The organism is Flavobacterium bomense (assembly GCF_003970355.1).
The window spans coordinates 1-1,020 of sequence record NZ_RYDJ01000289.1; the positions used below are offsets into that span (position 1 = coordinate 1).

1 protein-coding gene and 1 pseudogene are annotated in these 1,020 nt (G+C 31.2%); both read left to right on the forward strand.

From position 1 onward, the window contains the following. A partial coding sequence (locus EKL98_RS17380) for a glycoside hydrolase family 16 protein (RefSeq protein ID WP_148104486.1) occupies positions 1-460 on the forward strand: 460 nt, incomplete at its 5' end. 189 nt (positions 461-649) lie between these two features. Beyond that, positions 650-1,020, forward strand: a pseudogene (locus tag EKL98_RS17385) (hypothetical protein); the annotation flags it as partial.

The window sequence follows — 1,020 nt, forward strand, 5'->3', positions numbered from 1 at the left end:
AATTGAAGCTCGTATAAAATTACCTTTGGGTAAAGGATTATGGCCAGCATTTTGGATGTTAGGTGCAAATTCCGATACTGTTTTATGGCCACAATGTGGTGAAATTGACATTATGGAATATCTGGGTAGTAAACCAACTCAAGTAATCGGTACTGTTCATGGGCCAGGTTATTCAGGTGGTGAAGCAATCACTAAAGCGTACACCTTACCTAATGATAGATTTGATAACGATTTTCACATTTTTGGAATCGAATGGGGAGAAAATTACATCAACTATTATGTTGATGATGTATTATACAACCAAATTACTCCAAAAGATGTCAGTGGCGAATGGGTTTTTAATCAACCTTTTTATATCATACTAAACATTGCTGTTGGAGGCAATTTACCAGGTTCACCTAACAGCGAAACAGTTTTTCCTCAAACAATGTTGGTTGATTATGTTCGAGTTTACGAATAAAATTAGAAATGTAGATTCAAAAAGTATTGATAAAACTGTTTTGATTCCGAAAAACAATATTTACAATAGATAGAATATCTCTATTGTAAATAATTGTTTTAATTATAAGTAATAAAACCAAACAAAGTAACACAATTTTAAATAATAATAACGATGAGAGAAAGTTCAACCTCATTAAATGAACACCAAATGGATAATACAAACAACACTGTAGCAATTAATATAATCACAATCGAAAACGAGCAATTCTATAAAATATCCAATTGCGATAAGATGCGTCCTTTTTTATGAGTATTGTAAGTGATTCCGATCATTGGATGTTTATTTCCAGTAATGGTGGGTTAACTGCGGGTAGAAAAAATGCTGAATTTGCTATCTTTCCTTATTACACAGATGATAAAATAACAGAATTTGCCGATATTACAGGTAGTAAATCTATTTTTCAAATTCGTTTTGATGATAATGTAATGGTTTGGGAACCTTTTTCGGAACGATTCAATCAAAACTATAATCTCACCAGAAATATTTATAAAAACTTTTACGGAAACAAAGTTATTTTC